A 17,572-nucleotide genomic window follows, 5' to 3' on the forward strand; every position below is an offset into this window, starting at 1 on the left:
AGAAGGTCTCGACCGCGCGAGGGATACCGGGTGTGGGGTGGATCACATTACGCTCGGCCGGGCGGGAAGCCACGCCGTCCACGAGCGAGGAGAGAGCCTTGTCCACAGCTGCAGCCGAGCACGCCCCCGGTGCCGTTCCGGCCGACGGGACCGCGGCCCGTGCCCGCGGTCTGACCAAGGCGTACGGCTCGGGAGAGACGGCCGTCCTCGCCCTGGACTCGGTGGACGTGGACATCGCGCGCGGCCGGTTCACCGCGATCATGGGCCCCTCGGGCTCCGGGAAGTCCACGATGATGCACTGCCTCGCGGGGCTCGACACCGTGTCGGCCGGTCAGGTGTGGCTCGGCGACACCGAGATCACGGGGCTGAAGGACCGCGAGCTGACCCGGCTGCGCCGGGACCGGATCGGGTTCATGTTCCAGTCGTTCAACCTGATCCCGACGCTGAACGCGGCCGAGAACATCACCCTGCCCATGGACATCGCGGGCAAGAAGCCCGACGAGAAGTGGCTGGACCAGGTCATCGACACGCTGGGCCTGCGGGACCGGCTCAAGCACCGGCCCTCGCAGCTCTCCGGCGGTCAGCAGCAGCGGGTCGCGTGCGCGCGGGCGCTCGCCTCCCGGCCCGAGCTGATCTTCGCGGACGAGCCGACCGGCAACCTCGACTCACGGGCGGGTCTGGAGGTCCTCGGCTTTCTGCGCGAGGCCGTCGACCAGCTCGGACAGACCGTCGTCATGGTCACCCACGACCCGGGGGCGGCGACCCACTCCGACCTGGTGCTCTTCCTCGGGGACGGGCGGATCGTGGACAGCATGGAGCGGCCGACGGCGGAGGCGGTGCTGGAGCGTATGAAGCGTTTCGACGTGATCCGCGGCCAGTTCGAGGGCTCACCGGAGTCCTCCGGCCCACCGAGCCCGCCCGGCTCGCCTCAGGACAGCGGCTCCGGTGACGTGACCCTCGACAAGGACTGAGCCCGTGCTGAAGGCGACACTGCGGAGCTTTCTCGCGCACAAGGGACGGCTGCTGCTCTCCGCGCTGGCCGTCGTGCTGTCCGTGGCCTTCGTGTCGGGAAGCCTGATCTTCTCCGACACGCTGAGCCGCACCTTCGACCGGCTCTTCGCCTCGACCGCCCCCGACCTCACCGTCAGCCCCAAGGAGGACCTGCGCGAGGCCATCCCGTCCGGGACGACGGCCACCCTGCCGGCCGCGCTCGCGGCACGCCTGGCCGAGGTCGACGGGGTCGCCGCCGCGCGCTTCGACGCCGAGGACGACGGCATCACCGTTGTCGACTCCCACAACAAGTCGATCGGCTCGACCACCGGCGCCCCCACCATCGGCACCGACTGGAACCCCACCGAGCGCAGCCCCCTGAAGCTCACCTCCGGCCATGCCCCGCACGGCCCCTCCGAGGCGCTGCTCGACTCGGAGACCGCCGACCGCAAGGACCTGCGCATCGGTGACCCGCTCACCGTGATCGCGGGACCGGGTTCGTTCAAGGTCCGGATCGTCGGCATCGCCACCTTCACCACCACCAACCCCGGTGCCTCGCTGCTGTTCCTCGACCCGCCGACCGCGCAGACGAAGCTGCTCGGCTCCTCGACGGCCGCCACCAGCATCTCCGTGGACGCCGCCGAGGGGGTGAGCAACGACCGGCTCAAGCAGCACGTGGCCGCCGCGCTCGGCACGGGCACCTACGAGTACCGGACGGCGGAGGAGCAGGCGAAGTCCGACGTCGACCAGCTGGGTGGATTCCTCGACGTCGTCAAGTACGTCATGCTCGGCTTCGCGGGCATCGCCGTCATGGTCGGTGTCTTCCTGATCGTCAACACCTTCTCGATGCTGATCGCCCAGCGCACGCGTGAGTTGGGCCTGCTGCGCGCACTCGGCGCCGACCGCCGTCAGGTCCGCCGCTCGGTGCTCACCGAGGCGCTCCTGCTCGGCCTGGTCGGCTCCACGGTCGGGCTCGGCACGGGCATCGGGCTGGCTGTGGGACTGATCGCGCTGATGAACGCCTTCGGCATGAACATCCGCACCGGCGAGATGGTCATCGGCTGGGGAACACCCGTCGCGGCCTACGTGGTCGGCGTGGGCGTCACCTTCGTGGCGGCCTATCTCCCGGCCCGGCGGGCTGCGGGCGTCTCACCGATGGCGGCCCTGGCGGACGCCGAGATCGCCGACATCGGACGGCCGTTGAAGGTCCGCGCGATCGTGGGCGGCCTGGTGGGAGCGGTGGGCGCGGCCGCACTCGTCGGGTGCGCGCTCGCGTCGAAGACCGCGTCGGCGGCCTCTTTCCTGGGCCTCGGCGTCGTCCTGACCCTCCTGGCGACCGTGATCGCCGGTCCCCTGCTGGTGCGGCCGGTGATCCGGGTGCTGGGCGGGGCCTTCCCCGCACTGTTCGGTCCGGTCGGGCGGATGAGCCAGCGCAACGCCCTGCGCAACCCCCGCCGCACGGGTGCCACCGCGGCCGCCCTGATGGTCGGCCTGGCCCTGGTCGGCGGGATGTCCGTGGCGAGCGCGTCCATGTCCAAGTCCTTCGACGAGCAGATCGACAAGACGCTGGGCGCCGACTTCGTCGTGCAGAACGGCAACTTCCTGCCGTTCCCGCAGGAGGTCACGGACGCGGTGCGCGACACCGACGGCGCCGGGCTCGTCGTACGGTCGCGGTTCGCACCGATCGCCGTACGGCTGCCGGACGGCAAGCGGGTCGAGACGACCGCCGCGGGGTACGACCCGCAGCTCGACGACGTCGCCCACATCACCTACGCGCAGGGCGACACCGCGGCCGCGCTCGCCTCCGGGCACCTGGCCATGGACCTGGGCTTCGCCCGCGACCACGACGTGAAGGTCGGCAGCAGGGTCCCGGTCGAGTTCCAGGGCGGACGCAGGACGGAACTGACGGTGGGCGCCCTCACCGACCAGGGCTCCTCGGGCGGGTTCGGGACGCAGGGCGGCATCTACTTCGGCCTGGGCACGCTGGAGCGGTTCGCGCCGGGCGGCCAGGACTCCGCGCTGTACGTGAACGCCGCCTCCGGGACCGGCGCGGACCGGCTGCGCGCAGGCCTGGAGAAGACGCTCGACCCGTATCCGCAGGTCCAGGTACGCGACCTCGCCGACTACAAGGATCTCGTCCACGACCAGATCGCGGTGCTGCTCTATCTCGTGTACGCGCTGCTCGGACTCGCGATCGTCATCGCGGTGCTCGGCGTGGTCAACACGCTTGCCCTGTCGGTCGTGGAACGCACCCGGGAGATCGGGCTGCTGCGCGCCATCGGGCTCGCCCGGCGTCAGCTGCGCCGGATGATCCGTCTGGAGTCGGTGGTGATCGCGGTGTTCGGCGCGGTCCTGGGACTGTCGCTGGGGCTGGTGTGGGGCGTGTGCACCCAGCAGGTGCTGGCGTTGCAGGGCCTGAACGCGCTGGCGATCCCCTGGGGCACGATCGTCGCGGTCGTCGTCGGCTCGGCGGTGGTGGGCGTCGTGGCGGCGCTGCTGCCGGCGTTGCGTGCATCGCGCATGAATGTACTGGCCGCGATCGCGCACGAGTGAGGTAATGGCGGGCATACAACTCAAGTCGCTTACCGCTGAGGAGAGTTCATGCCGCGCCCCTTCCGCTTCGCCGTCAACCTGACCACTGCCTCCACCGACGAGGACTGGCGCACCAAGTGCCGGCGGGCCGAGGAACTCGGGTACGACGTGATCCTGGTCCCGGATCATCTCGGCAAGGTCGCGCCGTTCCCGGCGCTGGTCGCGGCGGCGCAGGTCACCGAGCGGCCGCGGCTCGGCACGTTCGTGCTCAACGCGGGCTTCTGGAACCCGGCGCTGCTCGCCCGTGAGGTGGCCACGGTGGACGCTCTCACCGGCGGCCGCCTCGAACTCGGCCTGGGTACCGGATATGTGCAGTCCGAGCACGACCGGGCCGGGCTGCCCTTCGGTTCGGCGGGCGAGCGGGTGGACCATCTGCGGCGCACGGTCGAGGAGCTGGAGCGGCTGCTGTACTCGGTGGACCATGTGCCGCGTCCGGTGCAGCTGCCCCGGGTGCCCCTGCTGATCGGCGGTATCGGCAACCGGATGCTGAAGCTGTCCGCCGAGCACGCGGACATCGCAGCCTTCACGGGGGCGACCCTGGTGCCGGGGAACACGACCGGGAAGCTGACCCCGACCACCGCCGAGGAACTCGACGAGCGTGTCGCGCGCTATCGGCAGCTCGCCGCGGGCCGCAAGGAACCGGCCGAACTGAACCTGCTCCTCCAGACGGTGGTCGTCACCGACGACCGCGAGGCCGAGGCCGCACCGTTCCTGCACCGGCTACCGGACCTGACCCTCCAGCAGGCGCTGGACCTGCCCATCATGCTGATCGGCACGGTCGAGGAGATCGTCACGCAGGTGCTGGCGCAGCGCGATCGGTACGGTTTCACGTATCTGACGGTGCTGGAGGCGTCCATGGAGGCCTTCGCCCCGGTCATGGCGGAGTTGCGCGGACGATAGCGGTCCGGGGTCCGGAACGGCGACAGGGGGCACGGGGTCGAAGGTGCTCATCGCTGCGGAAGGGCGTCTCGTGCGGCTGGGTGGACGGCGTGGCCGGCAGACCGGTCACTTCGGCCGGCCCACGGGCGGCTGCTGCCTGCGCCGGAGGCGTGACGGCTGCGCAGGGACGGGATGGTGCCGGTGCGTGGGGCGGGGTATGCGCCTGAGGAAATGGTGCGGCGCCGGGTGCAGTCCCCCGCCGACCGGGGTGGCGGGCGCCGCTCAGGACAGGCGATCCTCGGAGCCCTGTCCGATCATGGGACGGAGGTGACCCGATGACCGAAGTGCTCCTCCTGCTGGTGGCGATCCTGCTCTCATTGGCCTGCGGTGCGTTCGTGGCCGCGGAGTTCTCGCTGACCACGGTTGAGCGCGGGCAGTTGGAACGCGCGGTGGAGCGCGGTGAGCGGGGCGCGTCCGGTGCCCTGAAGGCCGTACGGAATCTGACGTTCCAGCTGTCCGGGGCGCAGCTCGGGATCACCGTGACCAACCTGGTCGTCGGCATGCTCGCCGAGCCGTCGGTCGCGGCGCTGATCGCGGGACCGCTTCAGTCGCTGGGGGCCTCGCGGTCCACGGCGCGTTCGGTGGCGCTGGTGCTCGGCACCGCGTTGTCGACCGTTTTCCTGATGGTGGTCGGCGAGCTGGTGCCCAAGAACTGGGCGATCTCCTCGCCGCTGGCGGTGGCCAAGCGGGTGGGCACCGCACAGAGCTGGTTCAGCGCGGCCTTCCGCCCCTTCATCACGCACCTCAACAACACCGCCAACCGGGTGGTACGCCGCTTCGGCCTGGAGCCCGCCGAGGAACTGGCCTCCGCGCGCGGACCGCAGGAGCTGGCCGCGCTGGCCCGGCACTCCGCGCGTGCGGGCGCGCTGGAGGCGGACACCGCCGAACTGTTCGTGCGGACGCTCAACCTGGCCGACCTGACCGCGGAGAACGTGATGACCCCGCGGGTCCAGGTGATGGCCCTGGACGTCCAGGCGACCTGCGAGGACGTGGCGAACGCGACGCGTGCGACCGGGCTGTCCCGGTTCCCGGTCTACCGCGGCAGCCTCGACTCGGTGGTGGGTATCGCGCACATCAAGGACGTCCTCGCGGTGCCGGCCGAGCGGCGGCCCCGGGCCTCGGTCGCCGAGCTGATGCGCGAGCCCCTCCTGGTGCCCGAGTCGCTCACCGTGGACCGGCTCCTGGACCGGCTGTCCGGCAAGCGGACGATGGCCGTCGTCATCGACGAGTACGGCGGTACGGCCGGCGTGGCGACCCTGGAGGACATCGTCGAGGAGGTCGTCGGCGAGGTACGGGACGAGCACGATCCGCACGAGATGTCCGACCTGGCCCCCGCGGGCACCGACGACGAGGGCAGGGAGCTCTTCCGCGCCGGCGGCTCGGCGCGGATGGACCAGCTCGCGCGCGTGGGGCTGCGGGCGCCCGAGGGGCCGTACGAGACGCTGGCCGGTCTGGTCGCGACGGAGCTCGGCCGGATCCCGGCCGTCGGCGACTCCGTGGACGTCGCGGGCTGGCGGCTCGACGTGGTGGACGCGCAGGGACGCCGGGCGGCGCGGGTGCTGCTGCACGCGCCCCTGGACGACGGCACGGGGCAGGAGGCCGGTTCATGACCGCCGTCCAGTTGCTGATCGGCCTGGCCACCCTCGTCGTCAACGCCTTCTTCGTGGGTGCGGAGTTCGCGCTGATCTCCGTGCGCCGCAGCCAGGTCGAGCCGTACGCCGAGCAGGGCGACCGGCGTGCGAAGGGCGTGCTGTGGGGGCTGGAGCACGTCTCCGCGCTGATGGCGGCCGCGCAGCTCGGGATCACGCTGTGCACGCTGGTCCTGGGTGTGGTCGCGGAGCCGGCGATCGCGCATCTGCTGGAGCCGGTGTTCCACGCGGTGGGCGTGCCGAAGGGTGCGGGGCACGCCGTGTCCTTCGTGATCGCGCTGACGGTGGCGACCTATCTGCACATGCTGCTCGGCGAGATGGTGCCGAAGAACATCGCGCTCGCGGAGCCGGTGCGCACCGCGCTGCTGCTGGGGCCGCCGCTGGTGGCGCTGGCACGGGGGCTGCGCCCGGTGATCTTCACGGTGAACGCCTTCGCGAACACGCTGCTGAAGCTGCTGCGCGTGGAGACCAAGGACGAGATCACGGCGACCTTCTCGGACGCCGAGCTGGCCCGGATCGTGCGGGACTCCGGCGAGGCAGGCCTCATCGACGAGCGGGCGCGCGAGCGGCTGCACGACGCGCTGGAACTGGGGCGGCGGCCCGTGCGTGACGTCGTACTGCCCCTGGAACGCGTCGTCTACGCGCGTGTGGGCGTCACGCCGGAACAGCTGGAGGCGCTGTCGGCCGAGTCCGGGTTCTCGCGTTTCCCGGTGGTGGACGAGGCGCGCCGGATCGTCGGCTATCTGCACGTCAAGGACGCGCTGGACGCCTCGCCGCGGGATCTGCCGTTCCCGGTGCGGGACATGCGGCCGATCGCGCGGATCCGGGCGGCCACGCCGCTGGACGACGTGCTCACGGCGATGCGGCGCAGCCGGACGCATCTGGCGGCGGCACTGGGCGAGGACGGGCGGCTGGCGGGACTGGTGACGATGGAGGACGTCCTGCGGGAGCTGTTCGGGCGGCGAACCTGAGGACCGGCTTCCCGCCGACAGGGTGACCGACCGCCGGGTATGTGCACCGGTTACCATTCCTTCCGCCATGCAGACGAATCCCACACACACCAGCCTGGTCGCGGTCGGCGACTCCTTCACCGAGGGCATGTCGGACCTCCTGCCGGACGGCACCTACCGGGGCTGGGCCGACCTCCTCGCCGGCCGGATGGCCGCGGTGACGCCCGGTTTCCGGTACGCCAACCTCGCGGTGCGCGGCAAGCTGATCCGGCAGATCGTCGACGAGCAGGTGGACGTGGCGGCGGCGATGCAGCCGGACGTGATCACCCTGGTCGGCGGCCTGAACGACACACTGCGGCCCAAGTGCGACATGGGGCAGGTCCGCGCCCTGCTGACGGAGGCGGTGGAGCGGCTCGCCCCGTCCTGCAAGCAACTGGTCCTGATGCGCAGCCCCGGCCGCCAGGGGCCCGTCCTGGAGCGTTTCCGGCCCCGCATGGAAGAGCTGTTCGAGGTCGTCGACGAGCTGGCCACGCGGCACGGCGCCCTGGTGGTCGACCTGTACGGCGCCCCCTCGCTCTCCGACCAGCGCATGTGGGACGTGGACCGGCTGCACCTGACGGCCGAGGGCCACCGCCGGGTCGCCGAGGCCGTCTGGCAGGGGCTCGGCTACGACCCCGAGGACACGGAGTGGCGCACACCGGTGCCGGCGACGGTCCCCCCGAGGTGGGCCGCGCGGCGGATCGAGGACGCCCGCTTCGCCCGGCAGTACCTGCTGCCATGGATCGGACGGCGGCTGACGGGACGCTCCTCGGGGGACGGCCGATCCCCGAAGCGGCCGGACCTGCAGCCCTACGAGGAGTAGGTCCGGGTGGGCACGCGCGTGGTCAACGTCAGGGGCCGGCTGCACGAGTACGGCCCCCGCCTGGAACACGCGCCCGCCGACCTCGTGTACGTCGGCCGCCGCTGGACGATGGGCGGCTGGGACCTGCCGAGGCACCCGCTGTACAACCCGTTCGCCTACGACACCCCGAAGCGCCGCAGGGACGGCACGCGGGCCGAGGTCATGGCGAAGTACCGGGCGTATCTGCTGGACCGGCCGGATCTGCTCGCCCACCTCCCCGAACTGCGCGGGAGCGCCCTGGCCTGCTGGTGCGCGCCACAACCGTGTCACGCCGGTGTCCTGGCGGAGCTGGCGGAACGGCTCTCGTAGGTTCCGACGAACGGGACCGGGTCGCTGGCCTGCACGAAGCGCCAGTAGAATCCCTGCACGTGACTTCCGCTCCCGCCAAGCCCCGCATCCCGAACGTCCTCGCCGGACGCTACGCCTCCGCCGAGCTCGCCACGCTCTGGTCGCCCGAGCAGAAGGTGAGGCTGGAGCGTCAGCTCTGGCTCGCCGTGCTGCGGGCCCAGAAGGACCTCGGGATCGAGGTGCCCGAGGAGGCGCTCGCCGACTACGAGCGGGTCCTGGACACCGTCGACCTGGCCTCCATCGCCGAGCGCGAGAAGGTCACGCGGCACGACGTGAAGGCGCGGATCGAGGAGTTCAACGACCTCGCGGGCCACGAGCAGGTCCACAAGGGCATGACCTCCCGTGACCTCACGGAGAACGTCGAGCAGCTCCAGATCCGCCTCTCCCTGGAACTGGTCCGCGACCGCAGCGTGGCCGTCCTGGCGCGTCTCGGCAAGCTCGCGGGCGAGTACGGCGAGCTGGTCATGGCCGGCCGTTCGCACAACGTGGCCGCGCAGGCCACCACCCTCGGCAAGCGCTTCGCGACCGCCGCCGACGAACTGCTCGTCGCGTACGGCCGGGTCGAGGAGCTCCTCGCGCGCTACCCGCTGCGCGGCATCAAGGGCCCGGTCGGCACCGCGCAGGACATGCTGGACCTGCTGGGCGGTGACGCGGCGAAGCTGGCGGACCTGGAGCACCGGATCGCCGGACACCTGGGCTTCTCGCAGGCGTTCACCTCGGTCGGCCAGGTCTATCCGCGCTCCCTGGACTACGAGGTCGTCACCGCGCTGGTGCAGCTGGCGGCGGCCCCGTCCTCGCTGGCGAAGACAATCCGTCTGATGGCCGGGCACGAGCTGGTGACCGAGGGCTTCAAGCCGGGCCAGGTCGGTTCGTCCGCGATGCCGCACAAGATGAACACGCGCTCCTGCGAGCGCGTCAACGGCCTCATGGTCATCCTGCGCGGCTACGCCTCGATGACCGGCGAGCTGGCGGGCGACCAGTGGAACGAGGGCGACGTGTCCTGCTCGGTGGTGCGCAGGGTCGCGCTGCCGGACGCGTTCTTCGCGCTCGACGGTCTGCTGGAGACCTTCCTGACCGTGCTCGACGAGTTCGGTGCCTTCCCGGCGGTCGTGGCCCGTGAGCTGGACCGCTACCTGCCGTTCCTCGCCACCACCAAGGTGCTGATGGGCGCGGTGCGCGCGGGCGTGGGCCGCGAGGTCGCCCACGAGGCGATCAAGGAGAACGCCGTCGCCTCCGCGCTCGCGATGCGCGAGCAGGGTGCCGAGCGCAACGAACTCCTCGACAAGCTGGCCGCCGACGGGCGCATCCCGCTCGACCGCGCCCAGTTGGACGCGCTGATGGCCGACAAGCTGTCCTTCACGGGCGCCGCGGCCGACCAGGTCGCCCTCGTCGTCGGCCGGATCGAGGAGATCGTCAAGCAGCACCCGGCGGCCGCGGGCTACACGCCCGGCGCGATCCTCTGACACCCCTCTCACGATGACGCGCTTCACCCCCGAGGAGTTGGAGGCCGCCCGCGACCGTCTGGTGCCGGACGTGGTCGCGGACGGTCTCCATGTGCTGTTCTGCGGCATCAACCCCGGCCTGATGACGGCCGCGACGGGCCACCACTTCGCCCGCCCCGGCAACCGGTTCTGGCCGGTGCTGCATCTGTCCGGCTTCACGCCGAGGCTCATGAAGCCGTCGGAACAGCGGGAGTTGCTGTCGTACGGCCTCGGGGTCACCAATGTCGTGGCCCGGGCGACCGCGCGGGCGGACGAGCTGAGCGCCGAGGAGTACCGCGAGGGCGGGCGGTCGCTGGCGGAGAAGGTGACCCGGCTCGGGCCTCGGTGGCTGGCCGTGGTGGGGGTGACCGCCTATCGAGCGGCCTTCGACGACCGCAAGGCTCAAGTGGGGCCGCAGGAGCGGACGATCGGCACCTCACGCGTGTGGGTGCTGCCCAACCCGAGCGGTCTGAACGCGCACTGGACGGCGGCGACGATGGCGGAGGAGTTCGCCCGGCTGCGGGTGGCGGCGGAGGCCTGAGCGACGTGGTGAAGGCTGCTGCGGTTCGGCCGCGTCCTGCGGGCGTCCGACTCGCCGTCCGCCGCGGTCAGGTCGCCCGGCCCGCAGTGAGCCGATCACGTCGAGGTACCTCGCACTGTCCATGTGCTCCAGTGAACCTGGCGGCACTGACATCTGGCAGGGTGCCGGACGACGTGCGGGCTCAGGCGTCCCGTCGACGTACTCTCCAGGCCCCCGCGGCCACGGCCGCCGCCGTCCACAGCGCGGTGACCCCAAGGCCCGCCCATGGTCCCAGGGTTCGGTCGGGGTGCTCGTACAGGACGGTCTGTCCCGCCCTGTCGGGCAGCAGGTCGGCGATGCCGCCCCCGGCCGCGTCGCCGATCACGAACGACACGATGAGGACGAACGGGATGATGAGGGAGAGCGCACCCACACCGCTGCGCAGCAGCGCCGCGATGCCCGCCGCGAACAACGCCATCAGCGTGAGGTAGATCGCGCAGCCGACGACACCGCGCGCCTGCTCGGCCGTGGACAGTCCGTTCGCCGCGGCACCGAGTCCGGCCCGTGCCACGACGAGCGCGGCGAACGCGGTGACCAGCCCCACGGCCAGGGTCGGCAGGGCGATCGCCAGGAGCTTCGCCGCGAACCACCGCCCGCGTCCGGGCACGGCGGCCAGGGTCAGCCGGAGTCCACCCCCGTGGAACTCCGAGGACACTGCCATGGCGCCGAAGGAGATGGCCGCGATCTGCCCCGGCGCGACGCCGGACAACGCCATGAACAACGGGTCGAACTCGGGGTCGGACGTCTCGGAGACTCCCGCGAGCGCGGAGAACGCGGTGGTCGCGGCGAACAGGGCGAGCAGGGTGCCGAGCAGTGAGCGCAGGGTGCGGATCTTCAGCCACTCGGAGTGGAGGACGGGGGCGAGGGAGTGGGCGGTGGGCGGGGACGACATGTCAGGCCTCCTGCGGCTGTGCGGTGAACTCGGTTTCGGCGGCGGTGAGGTCGAGGTAGGCCTGTTCCAAGGTGCCTTCCTGCGCGGTCAGTTCCAGGATCGGTACGCCCGCGGCGGAGGCGAGGACGCCGATCTCGTCCACGCGTGCGTGGGGCACCGTCCAGTGCCCGTCGTCGTGCTGCACGGCGTGGTGACCGTGCCGGGTGAGGGTGTCCTCCAGGGCGGCGGGGTCCGACGTACGGATGCGGACGCTGGGCTGCACGCGTGCGTGGATGAACCCTCGCAGCGGGGTGTCGGCGAGGAGCCGGCCTCTGCCCAGGACGACGAGGTGGTCGGCGAAGGACGCGGTCTCGTTCATGAGGTGGCTGGAGACCAGGACCGTGCGGCCTTCCCCGGCCAGTCGGCGCAGCAACTCGCGGATCCAGATGATGCCTTCGGGGTCGAGGCCGTTCGAGGGTTCGTCGAGCATGACCACCCCGGGGTCGCCGAGCAGGGCGCCCGCGATACCGAGCCGCTGCCGCATGCCCAGGGAGTACGTCTTCACCCTGCGCCGGGCCACCGAGGCCAGCCCGGTCTCCTCCAGCACCTCGTCGACCCGGCTGTGGGGGATGCGGTTGCTGACCGCAAGCGTGCGCAGGTGATCGCGGCCGGTGCGGGAACCGTGCGCGGCCTGGGCGTCGAGGAGAGCGCCCACATGGCGCAGGGGTTCGTGGAGCGTGGTGTAGACGCGGCCTCCGATCGTGGCGGTCCCGGAAGTGGGGCGGTCCAGTCCGAGGACGAGCCGCATGGTGGTCGACTTTCCGGCGCCGTTGGGGCCGAGAAAGCCGGTGACGCGGCCGGGCAGGACACGGAAGGTGACGTCGTCCACGGCACGTCGGGTGCCGAACTCCTTGGTGAGCGCTTGGACTTCGATGCTGGTCATGGCAGCAGCCTGGCCGCTCGTGCGGGGCCGGGGCCTCCCCCGCGCGTGGAGATCGTCTCCCCCGTGCGAGGGAGGTCCGATGTCGGTGGCGGCTGACACCATGACGGCATGGTTCGCTTGCTGCGCCCGTTCGGCCGGGTGGTGACGTACACACGATGGCTGCATCTGTTCATCGCCGTCGTGTGGCCGGCCATGTGGCTGTTCATCGAGGAGGCGTGGTGGATCTGGCCGGTCGCGGCCCTGACGCTCGCCCCCGCCGCACTGGTGCCCGCGATGCGCACCGTGGAGGGGTTGCAGGCCAGGCTCCTGCTGACGGGGCACCGGCACGACAGCGACAACATCGACATCGTGGTGGCGCCGTCCGCGTCCTGGGGTGACCGGGGCCGGCTCGTGGTGTGGCTGGAGACGCGGCTGCTGCTCGGCTTCGCGACATCGATGCTGACCGTGCAACTGCTCATCGGCTCGGTGGACCTGGTGGCGTCGGCGTTCGGCCGGGACGTCGACGAAGGCTCACTCATCTTCCTCGCCGGCCACCGGTGGTGGCACATCCTGCTCGCGCCCCTGTCGCTGGCCGCGCTGGCGTTGACGGTGGTCGGTGCGGGCCGTCTCATCACCGCCATCGCCCTCCGGCTGCTCGGCCCCTCCCCCGCGGACCGCCTGGCCGCCATGGAGGAGCGCACCGAGCAGCTCCTCGAACGCACCCGTATCGCGCGCGAACTGCACGACTCCATAGGGCACGCCCTGACCGTCGCCGTCGTCCAGGCGGGCGCCGCCCGTGCGGCGGGAGACCCGACCTTCACCGACCGTGCCCTGGCCGCCATCGAGGAGACCGGCCGGGCCGCCCTGGAGGACCTGGAGCGGGTCCTCGGTGTGCTGCGGGAGTCGGAGCGTCCGGTGAGCGGCCGTCCGACGCTGACGGACGCCGACCGGCTGCTGGAGTCCGCCCGCGCGTCCGGCGCGAAGGTGGACGCCGAGTTCACGGGTCCGGTGGACACCGTGCCCGGACCGGTCTCGCGCGAGGGCTACCGCATCCTGCAGGAGTCGCTGACCAACGTGCTGCGGCACGCGGGAGGCGTCCCGGTGAGGGTCCTCATCGAGGTCGCGGGCGACATGCTCGTCCTCGAGGTCCGCAATCCGCTCACGGCCGACGTGCCCGGGCCCGGGCGGGGCAGCGGTCTGCGGGGCATCCGGGAGCGCGCGGCCCTGCTCGGTGGCCGTGCCCACACCGGCCCGGACCGCGGCGACTGGCAGGTCCATGTCGAGCTGCCGCTGCGCTGACATACGCTGACCGGATGCCGATCACCGTCCTCCTCGTCGACGACGAACCTCTCGTACGCGCCGGGCTGCGGGCGGTGCTGGAGGCGCAGCCCGACATCGAGGTCGTCGGCGAGGCGGCCGACGGGGCGGCGGTGATCCCCCTCGTGCGGCAACTGCGGCCCGACGTGGTCGCCATGGACGTACGGATGCCTCTGCTGGACGGCATCGAGGCCACCCGCGCGGTGCTGCGCACCATCGAGGAGCCGCCGAAGATCGTCGTCATCACGACGTTCGAGAACGACGAGTACGTGTACGAGGCCCTGCGGGCGGGCGCCGACGGGTTTCTGTTGAAACGGGCGCGGCCGGCCGAGATCGTGCACGCGGTGCGGTTGGTCGCCGAGGGCGAGTCGCTGCCGTTCCCCGCTTCGGTGCGCCGGCTCGCCGCCCGGTACGGCGACGACGGCGGCAACCGGGCGGCCCGCGCGACGATGGAGCGGGCCCAGCTGACCGAGCGGGAGGCCGAGGTGCTGCGGCTGATGGCCCGCGGCCTGTCGAACGGGGAGATCGCCGGGCGGCTGATCGTCGGCACGGAGACCGTCAAGTCGCATGTGAGCGCGGTCCTGGCGAAGCTGGGGGCGCGCGACCGTACCCAGGCCGTGATCGCGGCGTACGAGTCGGGCTTCGTCGCACCGGGCTGACCGGACACACGGACACGTGCCCGTGTGATCGATCTGCTCACGTCGTTGATCGGCCGGCGGTCGCCCTCCTGGCCGCGTTCGGTGGGCCGGACCGCGGCCGATGCATCGGATCCGGCCCGGTGTCCGGATCCGGTCGGTGGGCGTGGTGGACGATCTCACGGCTCCCGGCACTCGCCGGGGCCCGCCGCGCCGAGTACGATCCGCCCAAACACGCGCACGAGCTGGGAGGACGGACGTTGGGGCGGCTGACCGGCGGGGATCCCTCGCTGCTGCGAAGGATCAATTCCGCGGTGGTGCTGCACGCGCTGCGCGCCACGGACTGCGCGACACTGACCGAGATCACCCGGGTGACGGGCCTGTCCCGGCCGACGGTCGAGGGCGTCGTCGAGGGGCTCATCGAGGCCGGCCTGGTGGTCGAGAAGGCGGCGGACGAGAGCGTCGCCCGGCGGCAGGGGCGGCCCGCGCGACGGTTCCGGTTCCGGGCCGAGGCCGGGCATCTGCTGGGCCTGGACATCGGACCGCACCGGGTCGCCGCCCTTCTCTCCGACCTCGACGGCCGCGTCCTTGGCGCGGTGGCCAAGGACGTCGACGAGACGGCGTCCGCCGACGAACGCCTGGAGCGCCTGCGCACCACGGTGGCCGAACTGCTGCGCCGGGCCGGAGTCGCGCGCGACTCCCTGTGGGCCGTGGGGGCCGCCTCGCCGGGCATCGTGGAGACGGACGGCACGATACGGCTGTGCGCGGCGCTGCCCGAGTGGACGGGACTGCCTCTGGGCGAGCGGCTCAGCCGTTCCTTCAAGTGCCCGGTCCTGGTCGAGAACGACGCCAACGCGGCCGCGGTCGCCGAGCACTGGAAGGGTGCCGCCACCGAGTCCGACGACATGGTGTTCGTGCTGGCCGGGCTGAGCCCGGGGGCCGGCTCGCTGATCGGCGGGCGGCTGCACCGGGGGTACGGCGGTGCAGCCGGGGAGATCGGCGCACTGCACCTGCTGGGCCGCGGGGTCACTCCGGAGACGCTGCTGTCCACCACGGACGAGCCCCTGCACCCGCTCGACGAGCAGGCCGTGGCCGAGGTCTTCGCGCAGGCCCGCGGCGGCGACGAGCGGGCCCGGGCGGCCGTGGACCGTTTCATCCAGCGGCTCGTCCACGACGTGGCGGCACTGGTCCTGGCCGTCGACCCGGAGCTTGTGGTGATCGGCGGCTGGGCGGCCGGCCTGGACGGCGTACTGGAGCCGCTGCGGCGCGAGTTGGCCCGCTATTGTCTGCGCCCGCCGAAAGTCACCCTGTCTCTCCTCGGCGAGGCGGCTGTGGCGACAGGAGCGCTGCGGCTCGCCCTCGACCATGTCGAGGAGCAGTTGTTCGCCGTGGAGAGCACGGTGACGGCGCGACGCTGAGGTGCGGTGCCCCGGACGCGGGTCCGGGGCACCGCCGTAGCGCTCAGGAGGCCTGGCGTTGCGGCCCCTCGTCGATCTCCACCGCGCCGGAGTCCCCGAAGGTCAGCCTGCAGGTGTCCGCGCGGTAGGTGGCCACCGAGATCGCTGCGGTGCGGCCCCCCGCCAGGTAGCGGGTGGTGACGACGAGCACCGGGGCCCCGGGGAGGCGGTCCAGTTCCTTGGCGTCGTCCGCGCGGGCCGAGCCGAGCTCGACGGCGTTCTCCCGGCTGTCCAGTTCCAGGCGGTGCAGCTCGCGCAGCACGGCACGCACGCGTGCCGCGCCCGACGGCGCGTCTATGGCGGAGAGTTCCGGCACCGACTGCTCGGGAATGTAGAGCAGTTCGGCGGCGACCGGCTGGCCATGGTTCGTACGGGAGCGGCGCACGACGTGCACAGGCTGGTCGCGGTCGACCTGAAGGGCATCGGCGACGGATGCGGGCGGCACCGCCGCGGCGCAGTCGACGGGCTGCCAGTCGTCGCCGGCCGCACCGGGCCACGCGTGCTGCTCGGGGCCGACGGCGACGCCCACGCGGGGCGGTGCGACGGTCGTGCCGACTCCACGGCGGCGCTGGAGCCTGCCCTCCAGCTCCAGCTGCTCCAGTGCCTGTCGGAGCGTCGCGCGGGCGACGCCGAAGCGGGCCGCGAGGTCTCGCTCGTTGGGCAGGATCTCCCCCACGGAGAATTCGGAGTCCAGTGCCTCACTGAGCACGGTCCTCAGATGCCAGTACTTCGGTTCCGGTACCGATTCCAGTTGCGTGGTCCCCACCCTGTCCTCCGCAATCGCCGTGGTCCTACGGCGTTTTAGCGCCCTTGTTTATTAAAGGTTGTTGCACTTCTCTGCGACCATAGGGCGGCCCCCACCCTTGGTCAAGACCAATCCTCGATCCCCTGAGCGGCATGCGGGCGTGACGCCGGGCAGCGTTCACGGGGCGTTCGTACAACGCCCCGTCCGCCGGACGTCAGGCGGAGGGCAGCGACCGCAGCTTGTCGGGGTTGCGGATGATGTAAACGGCCTGGATGCGCCCGTCCACGACGTCCAACTGGAACACCGAGTCGGGCTTTCCCGCGGACAGCACGAGCACTGCCGGACCCCCGTTGAGTTCCAGGAACCGCCACGAGATGTCCTCGACGCCCTTCTCGGAGACGCCGACCAGGAAGCGGGCCACCTTGTCGGCCGACTCCAGCACCCGCAGCGGCGCCTTGGACTTGCCGCCGCTGTCGCCCACCAGGCGGACGTCCGGGGCCAGCAGCGACATCAGCCCCGCCAGGTCGCCCCCGCCCGCGGCGGCGAGGAAACGCTCGGTCAGATCGCGGCGCCGGACCGGGTCGACCTCGTAGCGCGGCCGTCGTTCATCGACGTGCCTGCGGGCCCGCCCGGCGAGCTGGCGTACGGCCGGTTCGGCGCGGTCGAGCATGGCGGCGATGTCGGCGAAGGGGTAGCCGAAGGCCTCCCTGAGAACGAACACCGCCCGTTCCAGCGGTGACAGCGACTCCAGGACGACCATGACGGCGAGGGAGACCGAGTCGGCGAGGACGGCCCGCTCGGCGGTGTCGGGGACGGTGTCCCCGAAGTCGGTGACATACGGCTCGGGCAGCCACGGGCCGACGTACGTCTCACCGCGCGCCTTGACCTGGCGCAGCCGGTCGATCGCCACACGCGTGGTGACACGGACCAGATAGGCGCGCGGTTCGCGCACCTCGCTCCGGTCGGCCGCCGACCAGCGCAGCCAGGCTTCCTGCACCACGTCCTCGGCGTCGGCGACGCGCCCGAGCATGCGGTAGGCGACGCCCATGAGGACGGGACGGTGTGCTTCGAAGACGTCGGTCTCGGTTTCGGTGGCCACAGGTTCATCCCAACCCGGACGCCGTCTCGTGTCCAGACGATATCCATGCGGCACACAACGGGTCTACCCGCGAGTAGCAATTGCTGACAAGCTGTC

Annotated in this window: 16 protein-coding genes; 12 read left to right on the top strand and 4 right to left on the bottom strand. The window is 71.8% G+C overall.

The window, feature by feature from the left end; translation table 11 throughout:
- The first annotated feature begins 98 nt into the window (after positions 1-98).
- The 9 genes from OHT57_RS08220 (at position 99) to mug (ending at position 10,391) form a co-directional block, all read left to right on the top strand.
- Positions 99-971, top strand: a complete 873-nt coding sequence (locus OHT57_RS08220; protein ID WP_328745402.1) for an ABC transporter ATP-binding protein — start codon at positions 99-101, stop codon at positions 969-971.
- Between the two features lie 4 nt (positions 972-975).
- Positions 976-3,543, top strand: a complete 2,568-nt coding sequence (locus tag OHT57_RS08225) for an ABC transporter permease (protein WP_328745403.1) — start codon at positions 976-978, stop codon at positions 3,541-3,543.
- Between the two features lie 48 nt (positions 3,544-3,591).
- On the top strand, positions 3,592-4,482 hold the full coding sequence (locus tag OHT57_RS08230; protein ID WP_328745404.1) for an LLM class F420-dependent oxidoreductase: 891 nt from the start codon (positions 3,592-3,594) through the stop codon (positions 4,480-4,482).
- Positions 4,483-4,796: 314 nt separating this feature from the next.
- Positions 4,797-6,131, top strand: a complete 1,335-nt coding sequence (locus OHT57_RS08235) for a hemolysin family protein (RefSeq protein ID WP_328745405.1) — start codon at positions 4,797-4,799, stop codon at positions 6,129-6,131.
- On the top strand, positions 6,128-7,141 hold the full coding sequence (locus OHT57_RS08240) for a hemolysin family protein (protein ID WP_328745406.1): 1,014 nt from the start codon (positions 6,128-6,130) through the stop codon (positions 7,139-7,141). The genes OHT57_RS08235 and OHT57_RS08240 overlap by 4 nt, the downstream gene beginning before the upstream one ends.
- A gap of 67 nt (positions 7,142-7,208) precedes the next feature.
- A complete protein-coding gene (locus OHT57_RS08245; RefSeq protein ID WP_328745407.1) occupies positions 7,209-7,982 on the top strand; it encodes an SGNH/GDSL hydrolase family protein in 774 nt (257 codons plus the stop codon).
- Positions 7,983-7,988: 6 nt separating this feature from the next.
- Positions 7,989-8,330, top strand: a complete 342-nt coding sequence (locus OHT57_RS08250) for a DUF4326 domain-containing protein (protein WP_328745408.1) — start codon at positions 7,989-7,991, stop codon at positions 8,328-8,330.
- 59 nt (positions 8,331-8,389) lie between these two features.
- Positions 8,390-9,832, top strand: a complete 1,443-nt coding sequence (purB, locus tag OHT57_RS08255; protein WP_328745409.1) for an adenylosuccinate lyase — start codon at positions 8,390-8,392, stop codon at positions 9,830-9,832.
- Between the two features lie 13 nt (positions 9,833-9,845).
- Positions 9,846-10,391, top strand: a complete 546-nt coding sequence (gene mug / locus OHT57_RS08260) for a G/U mismatch-specific DNA glycosylase (protein WP_328745410.1) — start codon at positions 9,846-9,848, stop codon at positions 10,389-10,391.
- A gap of 181 nt (positions 10,392-10,572) precedes the next feature.
- On the opposite strand, the gene OHT57_RS08265 is transcribed toward mug, so the two are convergent.
- Positions 10,573-11,322, bottom strand: a complete 750-nt coding sequence (locus tag OHT57_RS08265) for an ABC transporter permease (protein ID WP_328745411.1) — start codon at positions 11,320-11,322, stop codon at positions 10,573-10,575.
- 1 nt (position 11,323) lies between these two features.
- On the bottom strand, positions 11,324-12,244 hold the full coding sequence (locus OHT57_RS08270; RefSeq protein WP_328745412.1) for an ABC transporter ATP-binding protein: 921 nt from the start codon (positions 12,242-12,244) through the stop codon (positions 11,324-11,326).
- Between the two features lie 108 nt (positions 12,245-12,352).
- Here OHT57_RS08270 and OHT57_RS08275 point away from each other — a divergent pair, with 108 nt between their 5' ends.
- From OHT57_RS08275 to OHT57_RS08285, 3 genes are all read left to right on the top strand, one after another.
- On the top strand, positions 12,353-13,522 hold the full coding sequence (locus OHT57_RS08275; protein ID WP_328745413.1) for a sensor histidine kinase: 1,170 nt from the start codon (positions 12,353-12,355) through the stop codon (positions 13,520-13,522).
- Positions 13,523-13,536: 14 nt separating this feature from the next.
- A complete protein-coding gene (locus OHT57_RS08280) occupies positions 13,537-14,199 on the top strand; it encodes a response regulator transcription factor (protein ID WP_328745414.1) in 663 nt (220 codons plus the stop codon).
- Positions 14,200-14,435: 236 nt separating this feature from the next.
- On the top strand, positions 14,436-15,593 hold the full coding sequence (locus OHT57_RS08285) for an ROK family transcriptional regulator (RefSeq protein ID WP_328753148.1): 1,158 nt from the start codon (positions 14,436-14,438) through the stop codon (positions 15,591-15,593).
- A 43-nt stretch (positions 15,594-15,636) separates the two neighbouring features.
- On the opposite strand, the gene OHT57_RS08290 is transcribed toward OHT57_RS08285, so the two are convergent.
- Both OHT57_RS08290 and OHT57_RS08295 read right to left on the bottom strand, forming a co-directional pair.
- Positions 15,637-16,398, bottom strand: coding sequence for a GntR family transcriptional regulator (locus OHT57_RS08290; protein ID WP_328745415.1), 762 nt, complete (start codon positions 16,396-16,398; stop codon positions 15,637-15,639).
- A gap of 193 nt (positions 16,399-16,591) precedes the next feature.
- Positions 16,592-17,476 carry an RNA polymerase sigma-70 factor gene (locus tag OHT57_RS08295; protein WP_328745416.1) on the bottom strand — a complete coding sequence of 295 codons (885 nt, stop codon included), beginning with the start codon at positions 17,474-17,476 and terminating at the stop codon, positions 16,592-16,594.
- Positions 17,477-17,572 lie beyond the last annotated feature (96 nt).

Source organism: Streptomyces sp. NBC_00285, from assembly GCF_036174265.1.
Lineage (GTDB): Bacteria > Actinomycetota > Actinomycetes > Streptomycetales > Streptomycetaceae > Streptomyces.